Source organism: Calothrix sp. FACHB-168, from assembly GCF_963889195.1.
GTDB classification, from domain to species: Bacteria; Cyanobacteriota; Cyanobacteriia; order Cyanobacteriales; family Nostocaceae; genus Aulosira; species Aulosira anomala_A.
Window position 1 is genome coordinate 181,718 of record NZ_CAWPNJ010000010.1, and the last position, 19,130, is coordinate 200,847.

14 protein-coding genes are annotated in these 19,130 nt (G+C 41.0%); 11 read left to right on the forward strand and 3 right to left on the reverse strand.

The features are described from left to right. Window positions 1-26: 26 nt before the first annotated feature. The 3 genes from AACW45_RS04635 (at window position 27) to AACW45_RS04645 (ending at window position 3,222) form a co-directional block, all read left to right on the forward strand. Window positions 27-644 carry a DUF2384 domain-containing protein gene (locus AACW45_RS04635; RefSeq protein ID WP_190631545.1) on the forward strand — a complete coding sequence of 206 codons (618 nt, stop codon included), beginning with the start codon at window positions 27-29 and terminating at the stop codon, window positions 642-644. Window positions 645-1,458: 814 nt separating this feature from the next. After that, the gene (locus tag AACW45_RS04640) at window positions 1,459-2,124 is read left to right on the forward strand and encodes an RES family NAD+ phosphorylase (RefSeq protein ID WP_313933759.1); all 666 of its coding nucleotides are present in this window, start codon (window positions 1,459-1,461) and stop codon (window positions 2,122-2,124) included. A 180-nt stretch (window positions 2,125-2,304) separates the two neighbouring features. Then, window positions 2,305-3,222: a hypothetical protein gene (locus AACW45_RS04645; protein ID WP_190631550.1), complete on the forward strand. Its 918-nt coding sequence runs from the start codon at window positions 2,305-2,307 to the stop codon at window positions 3,220-3,222. 17 nt (window positions 3,223-3,239) lie between these two features. Here the strand turns inward: AACW45_RS04645 and AACW45_RS04650 are convergent, their stop codons facing one another. Both AACW45_RS04650 and AACW45_RS04655 read right to left on the reverse strand, forming a co-directional pair. Continuing rightward, window positions 3,240-3,587: a hypothetical protein gene (locus AACW45_RS04650; RefSeq protein WP_190631552.1), complete on the reverse strand. Its 348-nt coding sequence runs from the start codon at window positions 3,585-3,587 to the stop codon at window positions 3,240-3,242. A gap of 96 nt (window positions 3,588-3,683) precedes the next feature. Further along, window positions 3,684-5,168: a CIA30 family protein gene (locus AACW45_RS04655; protein ID WP_190631554.1), complete on the reverse strand. Its 1,485-nt coding sequence runs from the start codon at window positions 5,166-5,168 to the stop codon at window positions 3,684-3,686. Window positions 5,169-5,535: 367 nt separating this feature from the next. On the opposite strand from AACW45_RS04655, the gene hisC reads away from it, so the two are divergent. From hisC to AACW45_RS04690, 7 genes are all read left to right on the forward strand, one after another. Next, window positions 5,536-6,597 (forward strand): histidinol-phosphate transaminase, encoded by a 1,062-nt coding sequence (gene hisC / locus AACW45_RS04660; protein ID WP_190631614.1) that lies wholly within the window; start codon window positions 5,536-5,538, stop codon window positions 6,595-6,597. Between the two features lie 546 nt (window positions 6,598-7,143). Then, entirely contained in the window at window positions 7,144-7,428 is a 285-nt protein-coding gene (locus AACW45_RS04665; RefSeq protein WP_190539105.1) for an RNA recognition motif domain-containing protein, read from the forward strand. A 486-nt stretch (window positions 7,429-7,914) separates the two neighbouring features. Then, window positions 7,915-8,964 carry a class 1 fructose-bisphosphatase gene (fbp, locus tag AACW45_RS04670; RefSeq protein ID WP_190631556.1) on the forward strand — a complete coding sequence of 350 codons (1,050 nt, stop codon included), beginning with the start codon at window positions 7,915-7,917 and terminating at the stop codon, window positions 8,962-8,964. Between the two features lie 235 nt (window positions 8,965-9,199). Next, on the forward strand, window positions 9,200-10,345 hold the full coding sequence (gene tal, locus AACW45_RS04675; RefSeq protein ID WP_190631559.1) for a transaldolase: 1,146 nt from the start codon (window positions 9,200-9,202) through the stop codon (window positions 10,343-10,345). Between the two features lie 108 nt (window positions 10,346-10,453). After that, window positions 10,454-11,983, forward strand: coding sequence for a glucose-6-phosphate dehydrogenase (zwf, locus tag AACW45_RS04680; protein ID WP_190631615.1), 1,530 nt, complete (start codon window positions 10,454-10,456; stop codon window positions 11,981-11,983). Between the two features lie 255 nt (window positions 11,984-12,238). Then, window positions 12,239-13,609, forward strand: coding sequence for a glucose-6-phosphate dehydrogenase assembly protein OpcA (opcA, locus tag AACW45_RS04685; RefSeq protein WP_190631561.1), 1,371 nt, complete (start codon window positions 12,239-12,241; stop codon window positions 13,607-13,609). Window positions 13,610-13,832: 223 nt separating this feature from the next. Next, the gene (locus AACW45_RS04690; RefSeq protein WP_190631563.1) at window positions 13,833-15,254 is read left to right on the forward strand and encodes a cobyrinate a,c-diamide synthase; all 1,422 of its coding nucleotides are present in this window, start codon (window positions 13,833-13,835) and stop codon (window positions 15,252-15,254) included. Between the two features lie 28 nt (window positions 15,255-15,282). On the opposite strand, the gene AACW45_RS04695 is transcribed toward AACW45_RS04690, so the two are convergent. Continuing rightward, a complete protein-coding gene (locus tag AACW45_RS04695) occupies window positions 15,283-15,726 on the reverse strand; it encodes a cyclic nucleotide-binding domain-containing protein (RefSeq protein ID WP_096644683.1) in 444 nt (147 codons plus the stop codon). Between the two features lie 276 nt (window positions 15,727-16,002). Here AACW45_RS04695 and AACW45_RS04700 point away from each other — a divergent pair, with 276 nt between their 5' ends. Then, the gene (locus AACW45_RS04700) at window positions 16,003-19,023 is read left to right on the forward strand and encodes a UPF0182 family protein (RefSeq protein WP_190631565.1); all 3,021 of its coding nucleotides are present in this window, start codon (window positions 16,003-16,005) and stop codon (window positions 19,021-19,023) included. Window positions 19,024-19,130 lie beyond the last annotated feature (107 nt).

Genomic DNA, 19,130 nt, shown 5'->3' on the forward strand with positions numbered 1-19,130 from the left:
GTTACGCGATCGGTTTAGGAGGGATTATGAGCGGGATTAACGTCACCATTGATGCTCCTTCCGGAAAACATGTTATGCAGCAAGCACTAGAGAAAATCGCCGGAGAATTTCAGGATTATCTCAATTCACTACAACCTGAGGAAATAAAATGTTTAGCTGAACGATTAACGCCAAAAAATATTAAGCCAAAGTATTCTCAAGCCGAAATAGACTTTGCCGCCAAGCTAGGCGCAGAACAAATTAGCGATGAAGAACGTAGCCGCTTAGAACTGGCTACCCTCACAAGAAATTTTAGATGGAGACAAGAATTACTTAAATCGTCATTAACGGCACCACAGGTAGCCGATTTACTCAATACAACTCGTCAGACACCACACGATCGCTTAAAAAAGAATAGCTTAATTGCTGTTCAAGATAACGGAGTCTGGAAATTTCCCACCTGGCAATTCGATCCTGAGGGGCCAGATGGAGTAGTCACTGGGCTACCAGATGTGTTAAAAGCCTTAAAAGTTCCTGCTTTCTCCAAAATTAGCTGGTTAACTCGACCCAATAGAGGTTTAAATGGTTTAACACCCATAGAAGCCTTAAAATTTGGTCAAATAAATGATGTCATTGCCGAAGCCAAGACGGTAAGCATCTTGTAATAGTCTGTTATTCAACAAATGATCAATCAAATTAACGCGGAGACGCGGGGAATTAACCTTCCCTGCGTCTCTGTTTCTGTATAAGGGTTAGTCAATGGTCAATCGTCAATGGTCAATAGTTAGTCATTTAGTTGATTCAAGCTTCCCCCAATGCCTAAATCCCTGCATCTTTCATCAATATCTGGACTCTTGACTATTGACTATTGACTATTGACCCTTGACTCTTAACTAAGTATAAATCCTGCCAAAAAAGCAAATCAGTGGCGGCTAAAAGTTACATAAACTACAGTTAAATTGATAAAAATGTCCGGAAACACGTAGCTAATATATGAAATTTGCAGTAGATGTAGTTGTAATGTACTAGTCCAGCACAGCAGAAATGCAGCTAATATTCAAAATAGATAAAAAAGCTACGTAATCAGCTGGTTTAATTTTGAATTTAGTATGGCGGCTGTAATTTCCTAATGCAGTCAAAGTCTGCAAGTTCAATAAAAGGCTGAATTATCAAGGATACAAGATGAAATCAAAGCTAAAGCTATTCTGCTTTTAAGTTGCACAATCCATTGTGAAGGCTGTTGACAGTTGACAGTTGACGGTTCACAGTTAACAGTCAACTGTCAACAATAACAATGGAATATTTTTTTACTTGGAAGTCTCTTAGTCAATTTGTCAGGAGGTAAAACACCTCACCAAAGACATCTTGGTTTTGTGTTGTTTTCCATTCACAGGAACTTTCATCTTTGATCCTTTATCGTTCATTCTTATTCGCTCAAGTATTTTTAATTTCTCCATCAACTAGATGAGGAGTGACAAGGTGGTTAAACTAATTGTCCCGCCACCTAACTTTGGCAGGCCAAAACCAAAATTTCATACCTTAAAAAAGGGTACGGAACTGTTCAGAATTTTCCGGACAGATTTTGGTACGACTGCTTTAAGTTTTCGCTTTTGGGGGCCCCTTTATCGCTTCGATCATCATCGTGGGAAATTAGATAAAGTTTCCTACGAACCTCTGGATTCTCACCAACCAGACAATGACAAAGAACGCGGTATCTATTACCTTGCACCAAAAGTTTCTAGTTGTTTAGTAGAAATTTTTGGCGATGTTGGTTGTATTGAAATTTCCGATCAGCAAATTGCGATCGTCACAGCCACAAGAGATTTAAAATTACTAGATATACGTGGTGATGGTGCAATGCGTGCTGGTGCAAATGAAGCCACCCTAGCAAAAACAGAAAAACGCGGTCTTAGCCAAGCTTGGTCACGCTATTTTTATGAACAGTCAGCAATTTACTCTCAAATTCATGGGTTAATTTATTACAATGCCCATAATAACGAAGAAGCGATCGCAATTTACGAGCGTGCCGAACATTTCTTCACCTGTAAACCCGAAAATATCTTTCCACTAAGACATGAATTATTACGAGGCGTAATTTTAAAAGCAGCCGAAGATAATAATTTAGAAGTAATTCCTTATTGGTAATTTGTTACCACCAATTCCCGTAGGGGCGGGGTCTCCCCGCCCTTTTCTTGACAATAATTCAACCCCATGATTTTTTAACTATCATTCAACCCCGCCCTTTTCTTGACAATAATTCAACCCCGCCCTTTTATTGACGATAATTTATATATGGCTATGATTAATTAAATTTGTAGAAAAATTATGATTAGCAAATCAAATCAAGAACCAAGTAACAACCAAATTTCCAGAGAAGCAGTAGACTGGCTACTCAGAAGAATTACTCATATCCCCAAAAATTGGTTAATTATCAGTAGTATTTTTATCTTACTAAGCACCATTCAAATTACGGGCGGTGAAAAATTTACTTTTAAATTTCAAGTAACTAATACAACAGCTATTTTTTCAGCTTTAATTTGGCTCCCATCTTTGCTAAAAATTGTAGCTTTAACTGGAGGTGCAATCAAAACCCCAGCAGGAGAAATTACAGGCTCTAGTATGATGCCGATGCTACAATCATTAACTGGAGATACTCTAGGCTTTTTAATTGAGCATACTAAATTAGCAGAAGATGTAGCACCACCACAACAGCAGTTAGAAATGCGACAAATGCGCCATGAATGGCAAAAAGCTTATGCTTCAACAGTTCCTTCTTCAGAAGCCAGAAAACAAATTGAAAGCTTAAGTCAACGCTACAAAGAACTGAGAAATTCTCTACCACCAGGCGCAAAACGTACATTTGAAATGGAATCGATTGCAGGTAGAATGCGTGCGTTAGCTTCCGAGGTAAATTTTTCAGAACCAGAGGTAAATCATCTGCTGAAATCTAACGACCAAGGTAAGCGATTGTTAGGACTTTCTGTCACAGAATGGTCTGGAGATGCGACTTATTTTTATACTGTGCTAAATATGATTAATAATTCGGAAACAGCCTTTGAACAGACTTGTGCATTACGCGCTGTAGAAAAGATGGTAATAAAACTTAATAATCAGCAGAAACAAGACTTACACTCAGTGCTAGTACATCAACGCAATTACAACGAAGCAGAAAAATGCTGGATTAGACCTAATTCTAACCGTTGGGCGTTGAGCGATCGCATTTTGACAGCCTTAGAAGCATAATTTAACTATTAAATTTTTTAACGCGCCTCTAGCTTGGTGATTCGCGTCTCTAATTTGTTGACTTGTTGCTTGAGTTCAACTACTAAAGTTGCAAGACGATCAAACATTTTGTCACGTTCTGTCTGTGATAAACTTCTCCCAGATCCACTTGAAGTTCTAGGCGTCAGAGTTGTTCTTGGTGATGGCGACACCCTAGTTTGACCAAGTTGATACTGCAACTGATTTAACTGTAATTGCACGCGATTTAAATCAGCTTCTAGGTTATTAATTCGCGATTCTACTTGTTGTGATGAAGCAGTATTAGATAATAGCCCCAACCAAAGCACAAGTGCAAAAACTCCAGCCAAAAATAATCTTTTAAACATTATTACTTTCTCCCTTGGGTAAGTAGATAGTAGGAAAAATCACTATCAACTACCCTTGACGTATTTTCTTACATTTATTCTCCCTGTTATTCGGCTTTATTTATCAGGTTGTAAGCTAGAAAAAAGCCTTTGCCAATCGATAGATTTAACCTCATTTTCTCCAGCTTTGACTTCAAATGTTAGATTAGCAGCTTGTGGTTGTTTCAAAGCTTCTATGCAAATTTCAGCCACATCTTCACGGCTAACTTTACCCCGAATATTATCGCCTTGCTCAAAAATTAATTCCTTTCCACCAGATTCTTCAGTTAACGCACAAGGGCGAATAATTGTGTAAGAAATTCCGCTATTTCTTAAACTTTCTTCACCTTGCAATTTCCAAGTTAAAATTCCTCCCAATTGCTCGTTTAATCTTACTGCTGGCGGTTCTTCATCCAGATTAATCCCAGGACGACCGGGACGAGTTACACCAGCAGAACTAACTAAGATAAACTTGGGTAAAGTTGCACTACCATAAGCTTTAATTGACTCCACTTGTAAAGTGAATCCCCCAGGCGAAAAATGAGGATTTAACGCGCCATCATATTCAAATTTACTTAACATCAATTGCAATGAGCAAACTTTGCTACTGTCAATTGCTGGCGCATCATTCACAACCTTGGCGCGAAATACAGGAATAAAATCTTTAAAAGGAATGCGAAGATTTATCCAGGTATTAGCTACCGTATCGAAAGAATAGCTATAACCAATGCCATCCCATTTACCATCAGTCCGCAAAAATAATTTATAGCGTTTTCCATCGCCTCTAACACGTAGTTCTACACCTTCATAACCAAGTAAATTAAAAGGTGTATCGAAATTCTTAGTTCTCACAGAAGCAAAACCACCAGAATTAGCAGTAGAGACATTACCAGCAAACAAAGCTGTATTGTCTACAAATTGCATATTACTTGCACTTACACCACCCATCACAACATCATCCAATGCTCCCCACACATTCCGCAATTCATCTGACGGATTGGTAAAATCAAATATTATTTTTTCATTTGATTGAGCGAGATATGGTTTTGCAGCTTCCAGCAAATTTTTCACACCCCGATATTCCACATTTTCGGGTGTATCGCCTACAATTTCTGGCTGATAAAATTTGACTCCTTGATAATATTTAGCTCTCTCTGCTGTATCTCCTTCTACAGGTTGTACCCGCACCGCCGTACAACAAATTACAGCTTGAATATTCGCCATCACAATAGGAGTCAAAGTTTCTGGTTTAGTAATATCTGCAACTACTAAATCAACATCATTACCTAAAACTGTTCTTGCTTTCTCAATATCACGGACAAGACATCTCACCTGATAGCCACGTTCTAATAATCCTTTAACAACACGCTTTCCTAAACCGCCAGTTGCGCCAGCTACTAATATTGGACTCACATTGATTCCTCCATTGGGTTGATTTTTATCATTTTTAGTACGTCCTTGAATTAATTTTTGGATGCAGTTTAAAAAAGGAATAACCTCAAAATAGCTCAAAGTTTTGATGAATCTGCCAAAGTCCCATTGAGAACGATTTTTTTCAGTCACGATTGCGCCCTCACAACTTTATCTAGTTTATAGCACTCTGATATCACTCATACCTGATTTTCGGGAGATTTGGAATATACGTAAGATAGGTATTGAGCAAATAAACTATTATCTATTTGGTAATTGCCAGTCTATAGATATGCATAATTACTATATTTATTATTTGATATTTATATGTAAAAATTACTGTATTTCAAATCCTCCGAAATACTTCAACCCTTCGAGATTGGAAACATTTGGCATTGATGTAAATCCCAAAAAACGATATTGTCAAAAATTGTAGCTGAAATTTTCCATGCCCAATGACGCCAGTTGCTACAACGCGGGAAACCCGCGCAACACACTGGCTCCCCAATGCCCCATGCCCATGACTAACTATTTCCGTTCTAATGTTAATGCAATGGCTAGCTATGTACCTGGCGAACAGCCACCGCGAGGTACATCAATAATCAAGCTGAATAGTAACGAAAATCCTTATCCTCCCTCACCTGCGGCTTTAGAAGTGTTGCGGAATATCGATGGCGAATGGTTGCGGCGCTATCCTGAACCCTTTGGCGGCGAATTTCGCCAAGCTGCTAGTAAAGTTTTGGGTATTCCTAGCGATTGGATTATTGTGGGTAATGGTAGCGATGAAGTTTTAAGTATTGTTATTCGTGCTTGTACTGAACCGGGACGCAAAGTAGTTTACCCAATGCCCACTTATGTTCTTTACCGCACATTAACTGAAATGCAAGCAGCAGATGTTTTAGAAATTCCTTATCAAGAGAATTACAGCTTACCAATAGAAGAACTTATTGCAGCTGATGGTGCGGTAACTTTTATTGCTTCTCCTAATAGTCCCTCTGGACATGTAGTCCCAGGTGAAGATTTGCGCAAATTAGCCAGTGCCTTATCTGGGGTTTTAGTAATTGACGAGGCTTATGTAGATTTTGCTACAGAAAATGCTTTAGATTTAGTCCGGGAATATGAAAATGTCATTTTAATTCGCACCCTTTCCAAAGGTTACTCTTTAGCCGGATTGCGCTTAGGATTTGGGATAGCGAATCCCCAATTATTGTCTGGGTTGTTTAAAGTCAAAGATAGTTATAACATTGATGCGATCGCCTGTGCAGTTGCAACTGCGGCAATTACTGATCAAGAGTATAAAAATACTTGCATAGCTAAAATTACAGCATCCAAAAATCAGCTAGCAACCGATTTAAAACAATTAGGTTTTATTGTTTGGGATTCCCAAGCTAATTTTTTACTAGTTCAGCCACCGCAAGGAAATGCAGAGTATCTTTATCAAAAACTGAAGGAACAACAAATTCTCATCCGCTACTTTAAGCAACCAGGATTAGAGGATAAATTACGCATTTCTATTGGAACTGATGAGCAAAATCAAACTTTGGTAAACGCCTTAAATAGTTTGCTCAAAACCGGAGAATAAAGCCTGCAAGGTTTCAAAATACATTAACTCAATACTTCCAGTCCCTTGGTAGTAGACTGTAAAGTGCCGTCAATAAAATATTCTATCTACGCCGCATAATCCAGAAAGCCTGTGTATTTTGACAGATTAATCTCAAATCTTTAGGACTATAGCTTATTTTCACCAAATAAAACTGTAGTTGAGGCTGTTAATGGAGATAGAGTCACTTTTAAGACTTGTAAGATACTCCGTATAAATACTTCATTACTTAGAGTATAATATAAAACGAACCAAGTAAAAATATATAAATGATAAGACTTGCTGATTTTATGGTATTAGGGTTTGTAAAATCTCATACTTTGAACAATATCGCGATCGGTTATCATATGAGCGTATGAGTAAGTTCAGCCCTATGGCACATCATAATTGTAGACATACCATAATTTTTGGTGCCGATCTACAATATTTGCCAGAGGTGAATCAGAGAAAACTATGCACAATTTGCAAGTTATTTACATCTGTTTTTAGCTGAACTTATCGCTCCTTGTTGAAACTTACGTAACCCACATGACTATTTACGTTGGAAATCTCTCATACCGCGCTACCGAAGCGGACTTAAGAGCAGTATTTACAGATTATGGCGAAGTCAAAAGGGTAGTTTTGCCTACCGATCGCGAAACAGGCAGGCTCCGGGGCTTTGCCTTTGTTGATATGACTGAAGATGCCCAAGAAGACGCTGCTATCACAGAATTAGATGGCGCAGAATGGATGGGGCGTCAACTCAGAGTCAATAAAGCTAAACCACGAGAAGATAACCGACGAGGTAGCTGGGCGAACAAACAAGAAATATAAAAAGTGTGAAATACAATAATAACAAATTGTTTTCTAGTTACGCAAGACATTAGTCAGTGAAATTTACTAGAAACAATCCACAATCTAATAACTTACTAGAATTCGACCCGGCTAGTTACGATGAGTAGGCAAATCTCACAGCTAGTCGGTTTTTCGCATTAATAGCGGAAAATTGAGGGCTAAGGGCTAGGGATAGAAAATCTTTCTTTTTGTGTTACGCGATTCTCCGGAGATTGACTAGCGGGAAAATTGGGGATAGCCGTTAGGTGCTAAAGGCTAGGGAATAGAGATTTTCACGCTTGGTTGTAGCAAACTGGGCGTGAATCGCTAGCAAAAAAATCAGGTATGGAGATTTGGCAGGAAGTATTTTTTTCCTTGCTCATTTCTTTAGTTTATCTAAAAACAAATATAGGTTATCAAATTCCCTTTCTAAGATAGAGGCAGCGACAACGATCGATAGCCATAACTACTAGGGAGAACAAAACAATGGCTCAAGCACCTGAATCTTTAAATTTATCTTATAAGGAAGCTGAAGATAAGACCTTAGATAGAGATTGTACAACGTTATCTCGTCATGTCTTACAGCAATGTCAAAGTTTTTCCGCCCAGGCGCAAGATTTGAGCGCCTTGATGAATCGGATTGGTTTAGCAGGTAAACTCATAGCCCGTCACCTCAGCCGTGCGGGATTAATGGAAGGTGTTCTCGGATTCACTGGCGAAGTCAATGTTCAAGGTGAATCTGTCAAAAAAATGGACGTTTACGCCAATGACGTATTCATTGCTGTGTTTAAGCAAAGCGGCTTAGTTTGTCGCTTGGCTTCCGAGGAGATGGATAAGCCTTATTACATTCCCGAAAACTGTCCGATTGGGCGCTATACCTTGTTATATGACCCAATTGATGGTTCCTCAAATACTGATACCAATCTCAGCTTAGGTTCGATTTTTTCCATTCGCCAGCAGGAAGGTGATGATATTGATGGCAAGGCTACTGACTTACTAGCCAATGGACGGAACCAACTGGCTGCTGGTTACATACTCTATGGGCCTAGCACGATGCTGGTCTATACTATAGGTAAAGGAGTTCACTCATTTACCCTTGATCCCAGCTTGGGTGAGTTTATTCTCACGGAAGAAAATATCAAAATTCCTAATCACGGTTCGGTGTATAGCGTGAATGAAGGGAATTTTTGGCAGTGGGAAGAATCCATTCGGGAATATATCCGCTATGTCCACCGTACCGAAGGTTATACGGCTCGCTATAGCGGAGCAATGGTGAGTGATATTCACAGAGTTTTGGTTCAAGGCGGAGTTTTTCTCTATCCAGGCACAATTCAAAAACCAGAAGGCAAGTTGCGCCTGCTTTATGAGACGGCTCCTTTAGCTTATGTGATTGAGCAAGCAGGAGGTCGTGCCACCACAGGACTAGTTGATATCTTGGACGTATTACCGAAAAAGCTGCATCAACGTACACCTTTAATTATTGGTAGTAGAGAGGATGTTGCTAAGGTAGAGTCGTTTATTCAAAACGGTCACTAGTGTAAACAGTCACTTCGACTTCGTTCAGTGACGTAGGTGTAACAAGGTGAGTAACAAATAATTACGGCGATTGGAAATGCACAATAGCTGTTTTGGAAGTGAATGAAACATTATCTCAGCAGGTCGATGCGAGAAGTGATTGGCAACGCCACAATTCAAAAGTCACCATCAACCTTTGATGGGTTGTGCCAAGTTCACTGAAAAAATTCCTCACAGGAGTGAAACAAATATAGCTATGGCAACCAATCATTTACTAGAGATTAAACAATACGGTCAAAGTATCTGGATGGATAATTTGAGTCGGGACATTATTCAATCGGGCGAACTCAAAAATTTGGTGGAAAATCAAGGAATTTGTGGGATTACTTCCAATCCAGCAATTTTTGAAAAAGCGATTGGCGGTAATGTAATTTATGATGCCGATATTGAGGCTGGAGTGCGTGCTGGGTTACCCACATACAAAATTTACGAATCCTTAGCTTTTGCAGATATCCGCAATGCTTGTGATATTTTGCGCCCTGTATATGATGCTTCCGATAGACTCGATGGTTATGTGAGTATCGAAGTCCCGCCCACAATCGCCCACGATACTGAAGCCACAATCAATGAAGCCCGGCGCTATTTCCAAGAAGTTGGCCGGGAAAATTTGATGATTAAAATTCCAGGGACAGCAGCTGGGTTACCAGCAGTCGAACAGGTAATAGCTGAGGGGATCAATGTTAATGTCACATTGCTGTTTTCTGTCCAAAGCTACATTAATACAGCAGCGGCTCATATTCGCGGTTTAGAAAAACGTGCCAGCGAGGGTAAGGACATCAGTAAAGTAGCTTCTGTCGCTAGCTTTTTCCTGAGCCGGATTGATAGCAACATTGACGGCAAAATTGATGGTAAGTTGAAAAAAGGCGTTGATGATATTGCTATTGAGGCCAAATTAAAAGCTGTGAAAGGAAAAGTAGCGATCGCAAATGCCAAGATTGCTTATCAAGAATACAAGAAAATCATTGAAAGCGATCGCTGGCAAGCCCTAGCCGCAAACGGAGCTAAAGTACAGCGCTTACTTTGGGCTAGCACCAGCACCAAAGACCCCAGCTACAGCGATGTCATGTATGTCGATGAGTTAATTGGCCCCGATACCGTCAATACCCTACCACCTGCCACCATCGGCGCTTGTGCGGATCATTGTAATGTCGCCAATCGCATAGAAACAGGCATACAAGAAGCTTACAACCTGATCGACAACCTCAAAGATCCCGACATCAACATCAATATCGATACCGTCATGGAGGAATTACTCACAGAAGGGATTGATAAATTCGTCCAACCCTTCCAGTCATTAATGAACTCTTTAGAAGGCAAAGTCAAGCTATTGTCACCTGTATAGGGGCTAGGGACTAGAGGCTAGGGGCTAGGGACTAGAGAATAAATGCCCAATGCCCCAAGCCCCAAGCCCCATGCCCAATACCCACTTCATCCAACATCCCAAATTCTTATGGTTAGTCTGTTAGAAAATCCCTTGCGCGTTGGTTTGCAACAACAAGGGATGCCCGAACCCCAAATTATCGTTATTTTCGGCGCTTCTGGTGACCTTACCTGGCGCAAACTCGTACCAGCGCTTTTCAAATTGCGACGGGAACGGCGCATTCCCCCAGAAACCACCATTGTCGGCGTAGCTCGTCGCGAATGGAGCCACGAGTACTTCCGCGAGCAAATGCAAAAAGGCATGGAAGAAGCTCATAGTAATGTTGAGCTAGGGGAACTCTGGCAAGACTTCTTACAAGGTCTGTTCTACTGTCCTGGTGACATAGATAAACCAGAAAGTTACCAAAAATTAAAAGATTTACTAACTGAATTAGACGAAAAACGCGGTACTAGGGGCAATAGAATGTTCTATCTTTCTGTTGCTCCTAATTTCTTCCCCGAAGCTATTAAACAGCTAGGGGGAGCAGGAATGTTAGACGATCCCTACAAGCACCGTCTAGTAATTGAAAAGCCTTTTGGTAGAGACTTAGCCTCTGCCCAAAGCTTGAACAAAGTCGTGCAGAAATACTGCAAAGAAAGCCAAGTTTATCGGATTGACCACTACTTAGGTAAAGAAACCGTTCAGAACTTATTGGTATTTCGCTTTGCCAATGCGATTTTTGAACCTTTGTGGAATCGTCAGTTTGTTGACCATGTGCAAATTACCGTAGCAGAAACCGTAGGAGTTGAAGACCGGGCTGGATATTACGAAAAATCCGGGGCGTTGCGGGATATGTTGCAGAACCACTTGATGCAACTGTATTGTTTAACCGCAATGGAAGCACCAAACTCAATGGATGCTGATAGTATCCGCACGGAAAAAGTTAAGGTGCTACAAGCTACCAGATTAGCGAATGTGAATAATTTGTCCCGTTCTTGTGTACGCGGGCAATACAGCGCTGGTTGGATGAAAGGAGAACAAGTACCGGGGTATCGTACTGAGCCTGGAGTTGACCCCAACTCCACCACCCCTACTTATGTAGCGATGAAGTTCTTAGTGGATAACTGGCGCTGGCAAGGCGTACCATTTTACCTGCGCACTGGCAAACGGATGCCGAAAAAAGTCAGTGAGATTTCCATCCATTTCCGCGAAGTTCCTTCTCGGATGTTCCCATCGGCGGCTCAACAAAGAAATGCCAACATTTTAGCGATGCGGATTCAACCGAATGAAGGTATTTCTCTGCGCTTTGATGTAAAAATGCCTGGGGCAGAATTCCGCACCCGTTCGGTAGATATGGACTTTAGCTATGGTTCCTTTGGTATCCAAGCTACTTCTGATGCTTACGATCGCCTTTTCCTTGATTGTATGATGGGCGACCAAACATTATTCACCAGAGCCGACGAAGTAGAAGCAGCTTGGCAGGTTGTGACACCAGCCCTTTCCGTTTGGGATTCACCAAGCGATCCCGCAACTATTCCCCAATACGAAGCCGGTACCTGGGAACCAGCAGAAGCGGAACTCTTGATTAATCAAGATGGTCGTCGCTGGCGCAGACTCTAAAATTTTAGATTTTAGATTTTAGATTTTAGATTGAGGATAGGGAAATTAGGTAATGAGTTATAGATAACTGGAAAGACAATTAACAATTACTAATTACCAATTCTTAATCCAAAATCTTACATCGCCAATCCAAAATCCGTCTTGAAAAGTTCAAACCTAAGGAAGCCTTCGCTCCGACGCCAGTCGCCTCAAGTCGGCAAAGCCGCCCAAGTCGCTGGCTCGACTTTTCGCAAAATCCAAAATCCCCAATTGACTATGACTCAAGCTCCTACGATTTTCTCACTACAAGCACCAAAGGACATTTCGCTCACAGAAATAGAAGCGGAACTGAATCAAATTTGGCAAAGTTACGGCATTGCTGGTGATGATGGTGCCCTACCAGCAGCTACCCGCGCCACGACTTTTACCTTAGTAGTTTATGAACCAGAAGAAACTCAGTATCTTTTGGCGACTTTAGGGTTTTATAACGGGCCAATTGACGGCATCTTAGGGCCGCAAACAGAAGCCGCACTGCGAGAAGTGCAGCGCAAATTCCAATTACCAGAAACCGGAACCGCAACCCCAGAAACCCTGGCTAAATTGCGGGAACAATTTGCTAAAGGTCACCGTCACGGAGCTATCGGCGATAGTTCTGCGCCTGTTTCCTATGGAGATGCGGCTAGTCCCCGGATTGCTGATGAAATTGCGATTCGTAACCCATGCCGAATTATTGCCCTGTGCCCCATTGCTGGTGAAGATGAAGGGGTGAAAGCGCAGGTTTCTGCTTATTGCCCAATTCAAAAGCAATCTTCCAGTACCCTTATTTGCTGTGAATACATCACTCTATCAGGAACTCCCAGTGCTTTGGAACGGATTGGGGGTATGATTCCCGCTTTGTTGATTGGTGGTTTACCTAAGTTTTTGTGGTGGAAAGCTACACCAGATCCCAACAGCCCTTTATTTAAAAAGCTGGCGGCGGTTTGTAACAATGTGATCGTCGATTCTTGCAATTTCAACGAGCCAGAAAACGATTTACTCAGCTTACAAGAGTTGGTAGAAAATGGCATACCTGTAGCTGATTTGAACTGGCGGCGCTTGGCTGCTTGGCAAGAATTAACAGCACAGGCTTACGATTCACCCAATCGTCGTGCGGCGCTCAAAGAAATTGACAGAGTGAATATTGATTACGAAAAAGGTAATCCTTCACAAGCTTTACTATTTTTAGGTTGGTTGGCTAGTCGCTTGCAATGGCAGCCAGTTACCTATGAAAAAGAAAGCGGAGATTATGATATTGCGAAGATTCGCTTTGTGACGCAGGATCAAAAGCAAATAGAGGCTGAGGTTGCTGGTGTTCCTGTGGCTGATGCGGGTGAAGTAGCAGGTGATTTAATTGCTCTGCGCTTAAGTTCTACCAATCCTAAAGCTGACTGCGGTACAGTAATTTGTACAGAAACTGGCGGTTGTATGCGCATGGAAACCCACGGTGGCGCGCAATCTGCTGGTTTGTTCCAACAAGTCAGTTCACTTTCGGAACAAAAGGCGGAAGCGTTGCTGAGTCAGCAGGTACAACGCTGGGGTCATGAGACTCTGTTTGAAGATAGTCTGGTATTAACAGCGCAATCGTTAAAGTTAGGCGTTAAGAGTTAGTTCAGCCTGAAAATTAAATACTTCAATTACCTCCAGATTTGATGATATTTTTATCTCTAGTCTGGAGGTATTATATGTATTAGCAATTTGAGCTTTGTTGGGTTTCACGACCTTCTACCCAACCGACGCATTTACTATATCTTTTTGAAACGCAAAGGTACGCGGAGGTTAACGCAAAGGTACGCAAAGTTAGCGATCGCATTTTTCATTCACAATTATTTTTATGGCTTTAGTAATTGCGGGAGAGCGTAGCGGGGTAGGTAAAACAACAGTAACGCTCACCCTTTTAGCATCATTATGTCGGCGCGCGATCGCAGTCCAATCTTTTAAGGTCGGCCCGGACTATATCGATCCAATGTTTCATCAGCATGTCACTGGGCTTGCTTGTCGTAATTTAGACCCAGTATTAACTTCTGAAGCTTATGTTCAGTCTTGCTTTACCACATATAGCCAAAAAAGTCAATATGCGCTGATAGAAGGCGTCATGGGCTTATTTGATGGAATCTCGTCAAATGACAAAATACCAATAACTGATTTTGCTAGTACAGCCCATATCGCCAGATTATTGAATTTACCTGTGGTGTTAGTAATTGATTGCAGTCGCTTGTCTGGTTCGGTGGCTGCGATCGCACATGGCTATTGTACTTTTGATCCCAATATTAAAATAGCCGGTTTAGTTTTGAATCGCGTCGGGAGCGATCGCCATCTTGATTTACTTAAAAATGCCCTAGAACCTTTAAATCTACCAATTATCGGCGTCATACGGCGTCAAGATGATATCACAATTCCCGATCGCCATTTGGGTTTAGTGCCTACAGCCGAACTTCCCGAACTGGATGCTGTGATTAATCGGCTTGCTGATTTGGGCGATAGTTGTTTTGATTGGGAACGCTTGTTACCACTGTTGAGGAGTGGGGATGAGGGGGAGACACAATTCAAAATTCAAAATTCAAAATTCAAAATTGAGGAATGTTTGAGTTTATCTGGTAAGGCTGTGGTGAGGGTTGCGGTGGCACGCGATCGCGCTTTTAATTTTTACTATCAAGATAATTTGGATTTGTTGCAAAAATTGGGCGCAGAATTGGTTTTTTGGAGTCCTTTAGCTGATAGTGAATTACCAGAAAACGTCCAAGGGATATATTTTGGTGGTGGATTTCCGGAAGTTTTTGCCCAACAATTATCAGAAAATATTAGCCTGCGTAAATCAGTTAAAAATGCAATTTTGCAAGGAATACCCACAATTGCTGAATGTGGCGGATTGATGTATTTATGCGAGCAAATAATTGACTTTGCTGGGGAATCTTGGCCGATGCTAGGAATATTACCCACATCTGCGGAAATGGGAGGACGCTTAACTTTAGGTTATCGTCGTGCAGTGGCTTTACAAGATAGTTTGTTAATAAATTACGGAACAAATATTTATGGACATGAATTCCATCGTTCGCGGTTAAAAATACCACCCAATCAACCTTTATTTGAAACTTATCGTTACGATTGTGCAGAAAATATGGGCGATGAAGGCTGGAATTTACCTGCAAATATTCATGCTTCCTATATTCATTTACACTGGGGTGCAACTGTAGAGATACCCCAGCAATTTATTCAAAAATGTCTGGAATTTAAAACTATAGCTGTTGACTGTTGACTGTTGACCGTTGACTGTTGACTGTTGACTAACGACTCTGTGAACTATCCACATTAATTTTTTCATTCAATTCGCGAATTAAACGTGATAATTCTCGAATGATATTAACTGCAATTTCTGGAGTTTCTTCAATGGCGTCATACAGTTGTTCTTGTGTCAGTTCCAAACAGTCACAAGGTTCTAAAGTTGTGGCGGAAGCAGAACGGGGTTGAGTGTCAAAAACAGCCATTTCGCCAAAATACTTGCCTTTATCTACCTCTGCCAACTTTTTATTACCAATGTGAACTTTGACACGCCCAGATACTACAATGTAGAGCGATCGCCCTTCTTCTCCTTGCCTAAAAATGGCATGATTCGCAGGAAATGATAGCTCGCTCATCACTGAAGCAAGCCGCACGATAAAATCATCCCGCAATTCTTTAAAAATCGGGACTCGCCGCACAAACAATAAACGGTCAACGCTGGTCAGCATGATAGCAAGTTAAAAATCAAACATTATTTTAGGTCATCTTGTACAGGTTGTGCCCAAAATAGGTGTGAATGGGTAGGGCAAGGGGTTAGGGGCTAGACACTTAGAGGCTGAATGCAGTTTAGTGCTAATTCAGACGCAAAGGGGATGAAAATTTTTAGATTTTAATGTTAAGATTTCTGACTTGTTTTCGCAATGCCAAAAAATTTTTTTTCCGCACAACAGCACAGGACAATTGTTTATAGGTCTATGTAGTTTAGGGAAAAGGTGCTGCCAAGAATGTTTTGGAAAGGGTTTTTGAGATTATTGATATTATTCCTGGGACTATGGCTAGTCTTAGATATAGCTGCCCGTCTAGGATGTGAGATTTTGTGGTTTCAGGAAGTTGGCTATCTGCAAGCTTTTTTGTTGCGATTTGTCACAAAAGCCAGTTTATGGGTAGTTGGATTCAGCATAAGCGCTACTTATATTCTGGGAAACCTCTACTTGGCGCAAAAGTGGAAATATCCCCAAAATTTAAAAATTGCCCCAGTTCGCCGTGAAGAAGCAGTAATTAGTAGTCAAATTAGAAACTTTTTAAGTCCGCAATATCCCAGAGGCGATGAGCGGAAAATAGCTAAATCAGAACGTTGGCAAACCTTCAGACTACGCTGGTTGTTACCTGTAAGTTTAGGATTAACCCTAGTAGTCGGGTTGATGCTAGCTTACTATGGGCAAATTATCTGGTCTTACTCAACTGCTGACCTGAACAAAGCTAATCTTACGGTTAACGCTTTGTTTCAATTGCACAGTTTTTGGCAGTTATTTAAGATAATCATTGCTCAAATTTGGTATCTGGGTTTAATTGGCGGAATTGCGATCGCTATTTTAATTTACCCCCGATTGTTGCTAAATGCGATCGCCATTATCTTCAGTATTTTATTTGGGATATTCCTATTCCACAATTGGGCACATGTTTTACAGTATTTCCATCCCCAGCCATTTGACTTCTCTGACCCTTTATTCAATAAAAATATTAGCTTTTACGTATTTGGCTTACCTGTATGGGAACTACTGTTAATTTGGCTATTTGGATTATTCCTCTATAGTTTAATTGCTGTAACTCTGACTTATCTGTTATCAGCAGATAGTCTCAGTCAAGGAATTTTTCCAGGGTTTTCGCCACCACAGCAACGCCATTTATATGGTTTGGGTGGTACATTTATGCTAGCTGTGGCTTGCTGTTATTTATTGAGTCGTTATGAATTGGTGTATTCTTCCCGTGGAGTAAGTTACGGTGCTAGCTATACCGATGTCAGAGCGCAATTGCCAGCTTATGACATTTTATTTGTCTTCGGATTAGCGATCGCATTTTATTTGTTATGGCGAACGATTTTTTGGAAACCCAAATCCTACAGCCAGCGATTTGTATTCTATGGATTAGGAATTTATCTCGCGCTAATGGTAGTCGGCGGTATTTTCATCCCCACTGCTGTACAATATTTGCTAGTAGAGCCGAATGAATTACAACGAGAGCAACCCTACATTCAGCGTACTATTACCGCAACAAGGCAAGCATTCAATTTAGCAGCGATTGATGCACAAGTTTTCAACCCTCAAGGTCAATTAACTGAAGCCGACCTTAAAGCCAATGATTTAACAATTCGTAATATTCGCCTGTGGGATCAGCAACCCCTACTGCAAACTAACCGCCAGTTACAACAAATTCGCCCATACTATCGCTTTCCTGGTGCTGATATTGACCGCTACACCCTAGAAACAGACAGCAGTAGCACTAGGCCAGCTGCTTCCGAAGATTCCCCAAATTCTCAGCCAGAACCTTTACCAACAACCGAACAACGTCAAGTATTAATTGCTGCCAGAGAATTAGACTATAGCGCAGTCCCCCAGGCGGCGCAGACTTGGGTGAACCGTCATTTAATTTATACTCATGGTTTTGGTTTTACCCTTAGCCCTGTAAATACAGTTGCACCTGGTGGATTACCTGAATATTTTGTCAAAGATATTAGCGGTGATAGCCGCGCCTTAACAACTTCTAGTCAAGCAATTCGTAATAGCATCCCCATTGGTCAACCACGAATTTATTACGGAGAAATTACCAATAATTATGTCATGACTGGCACAAGAGTTAGAGAACTCGACTATCCAAGTGGTAGTGACAATGTTTACAATACATACGATGGAGCAGGTGGTATTACTATTGGTAATTCTTGGCGAAAGTGGTTATTTGCCACATATTTGAAGGATTGGCAGATGGTACTGACGCGAGATTTTTTACCAGAGACAAAAGTTTTATTAAGGCGAAATATACAACAAAGAATTCGCGCGATCGCACCTTTTTTAAAATATGATAGCGACCCTTATTTAGTAGTTGCTAATGCCAATCTCAATAATAATAATCCAGACTTTTCCACAAATCAGAATTATCTGTACTGGATTGTTGATGCTTACACAACCAGTAATCACTATCCCTATTCCGATGTAGATTCAGATGGGATCAACTACATTCGGAATTCCGTCAAAGTCGTCATTGATGCTTATAACGGTTCTGTTAACTTTTACATTGCCGATGCTAGCGATCCTATAATTGCCACTTGGGAGAAAATATTCCCGCAATTATTTAAACCATTGAGTGACATGCCTGCAACACTCAAAAGTCATCTCCGCTATCCAGTAGACTTTTTCAATATTCAAGCGGAACGGTTAATGACTTATCACATGACCGATACCCAAGTATTTTACAACCGGGAAGACCAATGGCAGATTCCAAACGAAATTTATGGTAGTAAAGCCCGTTCCGTAGAACCCTATTATTTGATTACCAGCTTACCTACCGTACCCTTTGAAGAATTTATCCTGTTACTGCCTTATACTCCTAAAGAACGGACTAACTTAATTGCTTGGTTAGCAGCGCGATCGGATGTTGATAACTACGGTAAGTTGTTATTATACGTCTTTCCTAAAGAACGTCTGATTTACGGCCCAGAGCAAATTGAAGCCAGAATTAATCAAGATCCCGTCATTTCTCAACAAATCTCTTTGTGGAATCGCCAAGGTTCAAGAGCAGTTCAGGGTAATCTTTTAGTCATACCCATCGAACAATCCCTGCTTTACGTTGAGCCAATTTATTTAGAAGCAGCCCAAAATAGCTTACCAACATTAGTTCGGGTAATTGTCGCTTACGAAAATCGCATTGTCATGACGCAAACCTTAGAACAGGGATTACAAGCCATCTTCCAACCACAAGTAACCCCAGCACCGCCAATTATTCGTCCAGTAGAAGAAACCCCTAGTTCCTAGTCTTGTTGTAGTTGAAGCAAAGGCAGAAATTGTAGAGACGCGATTAATCGCGTCTCTGCGCCATGCCCAATGCCCAATGCCCAATGCCCTATACATATTAAGTAACA

Coding starts and splice junctions, on each gene's coding strand:
- AACW45_RS04700 (WP_190631565.1), top strand. CDS start 16,003: ATGTTTTGGAAAGGGTTTTTGAGATTATTGATATTATTCCTGGGACTA.
- AACW45_RS04690 (WP_190631563.1), top strand. CDS start 13,833: ATGGCTTTAGTAATTGCGGGAGAGCGTAGCGGGGTAGGTAAAACAACA.
- AACW45_RS04665 (WP_190539105.1), top strand. CDS start 7,144: ATGACTATTTACGTTGGAAATCTCTCATACCGCGCTACCGAAGCGGAC.
- AACW45_RS04645 (WP_190631550.1), top strand. CDS start 2,305: ATGATTAGCAAATCAAATCAAGAACCAAGTAACAACCAAATTTCCAGA.
- opcA (WP_190631561.1), top strand. CDS start 12,239: ATGACTCAAGCTCCTACGATTTTCTCACTACAAGCACCAAAGGACATT.
- tal (WP_190631559.1), top strand. CDS start 9,200: ATGGCAACCAATCATTTACTAGAGATTAAACAATACGGTCAAAGTATC.
- AACW45_RS04695 (WP_096644683.1), bottom strand. CDS start 15,726: ATGCTGACCAGCGTTGACCGTTTATTGTTTGTGCGGCGAGTCCCGATT.
- hisC (WP_190631614.1), top strand. CDS start 5,536: ATGACTAACTATTTCCGTTCTAATGTTAATGCAATGGCTAGCTATGTA.
- AACW45_RS04635 (WP_190631545.1), top strand. CDS start 27: ATGAGCGGGATTAACGTCACCATTGATGCTCCTTCCGGAAAACATGTT.
- fbp (WP_190631556.1), top strand. CDS start 7,915: ATGGCTCAAGCACCTGAATCTTTAAATTTATCTTATAAGGAAGCTGAA.
- AACW45_RS04650 (WP_190631552.1), bottom strand. CDS start 3,587: ATGTTTAAAAGATTATTTTTGGCTGGAGTTTTTGCACTTGTGCTTTGG.
- zwf (WP_190631615.1), top strand. CDS start 10,454: ATGGTTAGTCTGTTAGAAAATCCCTTGCGCGTTGGTTTGCAACAACAA.